Below are 4,356 nucleotides of genomic sequence, written 5' to 3'. Positions count from 1 at the left end.
CTTCAGCGCTTCAACCGCAACCGGGCCGCTGGTAAACTTCTGCACGTTCTCTTCGCCGAAGCCGCCGTTTTCAGGCGTATCCGAGCAGTAGATGTCGCCGGTCGTGCCCTGCTGCACGCCGATCAGCTTGCCGGTCATATCCTCAAGAGTCTTAATCTCGGAATCCTCCGGCACAATGACGACCTGTACGCCGGTTGCATAGGAATCGGTGAAGTTTACCTTCTCCTTACGCTCGTCGGTTACGCTCAGACCTTCCATAACAATATCTGCCTGGCCGGTCTGTGCCGCAGCGATTGCCGGGTCAAAGTCCATATCGTTAATCTGCAGTTCCATGCCCAGCTTGTCTGCAATCGCCTGCGCAATTTCCGGGTCGATGCCAACAATCTGGTCGCCTTCGTAATATTCGTACGGCGGGAACGTTGCATTGGTGGACATAACAAGGGTGCCGCCCTCAGCGGTATCTGCGCCTGCATCGGTTTCATCAGACGCACCGGCATCCGTGTCTGCGCCTGCATCGGCCTGGGTATCCTTGTTTCCGCCGCAGCCGGTCAGCAGCATGGAGCCTGCCAGCAGCATGCTCAGCATTGCAATAGAAAGCTTTTTCATCTGTCTTTCCTCCAAACATTTTCCGGTCGCGTCGGCCGGTCTTTCAGGTTGGTTTAATTATACATCCCTGTGTTTAATAATGCAACCATAAAATCAGCAAAATATCCTGCGCTGCACATACATTTTTTTGTCACTTCGTGCATATTAACCGGCTTGTGACGCCGCATCTTATTCCCGCATAGGCTGATACCGAAAAAACTGTTTGGAGGGAAGGTCATGTTTTGCCATCATATTCCGCTGTTTTCCTCAGGATTTTCTGTACAAACCGCAATTGTCGATACACAATCCGGTAAATTGCAAATCCGATCTGCACCATCTCATACCGCCCCTGTATGCAGCACCGTGCGGGAAGGAACACATCTTACCATACGCAAGCGCTGCGGAAACTGGTTCTCTGTACAGCACGGCCGTACCTGCGGCTATGTATCAGGGGACGAAGTTGTGCTGAGCGCCTTGCCGGCCCGCGAAAAAAGCCGCAAATGAGCCGGAGGCTGTCCCTTTTGACCCTTGCTTTTGTCCTTTGGAAATTGTATAATAAATTCGCTTGTGTAATAGATTCGCTCAAATGCGACAACTGCAAGGAGGTATTTAAGAGTGTATCAGATCTTAGAAAAAAGGACACTTAACGTCAACACCAAGCTGATGGTGATTGACGCACCGCATGTCGCCCGCAAGGCAGAGCCAGGCCAGTTCATCATCCTGCGCGTTTCGGAGGATGGCGAACGTATTCCGCTCACAATCGCTGCTTACGATCGTGAAAAGGGAACGATCACGATCATCTTTCAGGAAGTTGGCGCAACCACTATGGCGCTTGGCGAGCTCAACGAGGGAGATTGCCTGCATGATTTTGTCGGCCCGCTGGGCCGTGCTTCCGAGCTGGAAGGTCTGAAAAAAGTTGCGGTTGTCGGCGGCGGCCTTGGCTGCGCCATCGCTTACCCGCAGGCCAAAAAGCTGCATGAGCTCGGCGCCGAGGTAGACCTCATCGCCGGTTTCCGCAACAAGGACATTATCATCCTGGAGGATGAGATGAAGGCGGCTTCCACAAACCTCCATATCGTCACCGATGATGGCTCCAACGGCCGCAAGGCGCTGGTTACCGAAGTGCTGAAGGAACTGATTGAGGCCGGCAACCAGTATGACGCGGTTATCGCGATCGGCCCGATGATTATGATGAAGTTTGTTGCCGAAGTGACCCGTCCCTACGGCATCAAGACCATCGTTTCCATGAACACCATTATGGTGGACGGCACCGGCATGTGCGGCGGCTGCCGTCTGACCGTTGGCGGAGAAACCAAGTTTGCCTGTGTAGACGGCCCCGACTTTGACGGCCACCTGGTTGACTTTGACAGCTCGATGCGCCGCAGCGCAATGTATAAGGCGCAGGAAAAGGCTGCGGTAGCGCATCGCGAGGAGCACTGCAACCTGTTCAAGAAGGAGGTCGAATAAAATGCCGAATATGAATCCGAAAAAAATGCCCATGCCCGAGCAGGAGCCGAACATCCGCAATAAGAATTTTGACGAGGTAACGCTCGGTTACACGCCTGAGATGGCAATTGAGGAAGCGCAGCGCTGCCTCAACTGCCCCAAGAAGCCCTGCATCTCCGGCTGCCCTGTACAGGTTAAAATTCCGGAGTTCATCGCACTGGTGGCAGAGGGCAAATTCCTCGAAGCCGCCGCAAAAATCAAAGAGACCTCTGCCCTGCCTGCCGTATGCGGCCGCGTCTGCCCGCAGGAAACCCAGTGCGAGCAGAAGTGTGTGCGCGGTATCAAGGGCGAGCCGGTTGCCATCGGCCGTCTGGAGCGCTTTGTTGCAGACTATGCGCGTGAGCACGGAGAAGAAAAGGCAGAAAAGCCCGTTTCCAACGGACACAAGTGCGCTATCGTCGGCGCCGGCCCTGCCGGCCTGACCTGTGCCGGCGATCTGGCCCGCATGGGATATGACGTCACCGTATTTGAGGCGCTGCACACCGCAGGCGGCGTATTGATGTATGGTATTCCGGAATTCCGTCTGCCCAAGGCGATCGTGCAGAAAGAAATTGATACGCTGAAGGATCTTGGCGTAGAGTTTGTGCTGAACTTTGTCGTAGGCCGCTCCGAAACCATTGACGAGCTGTTCGCCGATGGGTATGAGGCCATTTTTGTCGGTTCGGGCGCCGGCCTGCCGTCGTTCATCGGCGTGCCCGGCGAAAACGCCAACGGTGTCTATTCGGCCAACGAATATCTGACCCGCATCAATTTGATGAAGGCCTATCAGGACGGTTCGGACACACCGATTTTCCATGCGCACAAGGTTGCTGTCGTCGGCGGCGGCAACGTGGCGATGGATGCGGCGCGCTGTGCCAAGCGCATGGGCGCGGAAGACGTTTATATCGTTTACCGCCGCTCCGAAAAGGAACTGCCTGCCCGTTTGGAGGAAATCCATCATGCCAAGGAAGAAGGCATTGTGTTTAAATTCCTGACTGCACCGCTTGAAGTGCTGGCTGATGAAAATTACAACGTTACCGGCATGAAATGTCAGCAGATGGAGCTGGGAGAGCCGGATGAATCCGGCCGCCGCCGTCCGGTTCCGGTTGAAGGTTCGGAGTTTGTGCTCGACCTTGACTGCGTCATTGCCGCGATCGGCACCAGCCCCAATCCGCTCATCCGCACAACCACCCCCGGTTTGGACACCAACCGCAAGGGCTGCATCATAGCGGACGACGCGCACGGTATCACCTCCAAGGACGGTGTGTTTGCCGGCGGCGACGCCGTAACCGGCGCAGCAACCGTTATCCTCGCCATGGGCGCAGGCAAGCGCGCCGCCGCTGCGATGGACGAATACATCAGAAACAAAAACAAATAAGCAAAATTTTTCTCGCATCCGAAAAAGTACCCGCCCCGTTTGAAACAGGGCGGGTGCTTTTTTACTGCGGTTGCCATATCTATGTCATCTGCCCCGACGTTAAGGGACCGGCGGTATAAATCTGCCCCAACATGGGAGCCTGCTTAACTGCATGGCATTGGCCCTTCGGATCTGTGTCACTCCGCCGCCGGCGGATAGCCGCACAGCGCCGCGTCAATATGCAATGTATCGCCGCGCAGCTCAACCGAATGGTGCAGCCTGGAGAACAGTTCGGCAGATACCCAGGTCGTACCGTCCACCTCATATGCCGCTGCACCAAGCGAAATGCCGCTGCCGCCGTCTCCAAGGGCATATCGGTCCTGCCCAAGCTGGATGAGCGCCGCCGTCCGGCCTTCCTTCTTCAGCGTAACGCGCTGCAGACTGCCGTTCCAATATACGGTATAACCCAGCGCCTCGGCAACCGCACGGACCGGCACCACAGCCGCACCGTTTTCAATCCGGCCGCCGCCCCAAATGGCCATATCATCCTCTACCACCAAGCCAACGGTGCAGTCTTCCGGCGGCAGCAGTACCACCCGCTCTGTGCCTGCCTGCGCAGGGTAGCTTTCCGCCACCACATCATACCACGCGAAAAACTGCGTGCCGATATGGAGGTCAGCCAGCGTCACAATATTTTTCGTTGTCAGCGGACTGACCGACGCCTTTGCAGGCACCGTCAGCCGCAGCCCGCCTTCTTCACACAAAATGGTAAGTCCGCCGTCCGTCCGGTTCTCCACGGCTTCGACCGTCAACAAGTGCGCAGGTGCATGCATTTCGTCCAGATTGGTCACAACCGCGCGCACGCCGGACTGCGCCGGATAAGAAGCATCCACGCACGCATCTCGATAAATATAAACCTTGTTGCCCTT

At 56.0% G+C, this 4,356-nt stretch carries 5 protein-coding genes; 3 read left to right on the top strand and 2 right to left on the bottom strand.

The window, feature by feature from the left end; translation table 11 throughout:
• A partial coding sequence (locus ACOYIE_RS09670; protein WP_433412700.1) for a transporter substrate-binding domain-containing protein occupies nucleotides 1–606 on the bottom strand: 606 nt, incomplete at its 3' end.
• A gap of 216 nt (nucleotides 607–822) precedes the next feature.
• Between ACOYIE_RS09670 and ACOYIE_RS09665 the strand changes: the two genes are divergently transcribed.
• From ACOYIE_RS09665 to gltA, 3 genes are all read left to right on the top strand, one after another.
• A complete protein-coding gene (locus ACOYIE_RS09665; protein ID WP_433412698.1) occupies nucleotides 823–1,089 on the top strand; it encodes an SH3 domain-containing protein in 267 nt (88 codons plus the stop codon).
• Nucleotides 1,090–1,200: 111 nt separating this feature from the next.
• On the top strand, nucleotides 1,201–2,052 hold the full coding sequence (locus ACOYIE_RS09660; protein WP_433412696.1) for a sulfide/dihydroorotate dehydrogenase-like FAD/NAD-binding protein: 852 nt from the start codon (nucleotides 1,201–1,203) through the stop codon (nucleotides 2,050–2,052).
• A gap of 1 nt (nucleotide 2,053) precedes the next feature.
• The gene (gltA, locus tag ACOYIE_RS09655; protein ID WP_433412694.1) at nucleotides 2,054–3,448 is read left to right on the top strand and encodes an NADPH-dependent glutamate synthase; all 1,395 of its coding nucleotides are present in this window, start codon (nucleotides 2,054–2,056) and stop codon (nucleotides 3,446–3,448) included.
• Nucleotides 3,449–3,624: 176 nt separating this feature from the next.
• Here the strand turns inward: gltA and ACOYIE_RS09650 are convergent.
• Nucleotides 3,625–4,356, bottom strand: a 732-nt coding sequence (locus ACOYIE_RS09650) for a stalk domain-containing protein (RefSeq protein ID WP_433412692.1), incomplete at its 5' end; no start/stop codon positions are given.

The organism is Agathobaculum sp. (assembly GCF_050946325.1).
Taxonomy (GTDB): domain Bacteria; phylum Bacillota; class Clostridia; order Oscillospirales; family Butyricicoccaceae; genus Agathobaculum.
This window is presented reverse-complemented; position numbering and strand designations above follow the sequence as displayed.

Coding starts and splice junctions, on each gene's coding strand:
- ACOYIE_RS09665 (WP_433412698.1), top strand. CDS start 823: ATGTTTTGCCATCATATTCCGCTGTTTTCCTCAGGATTTTCTGTACAA.
- gltA (WP_433412694.1), top strand. CDS start 2,054: ATGCCGAATATGAATCCGAAAAAAATGCCCATGCCCGAGCAGGAGCCG.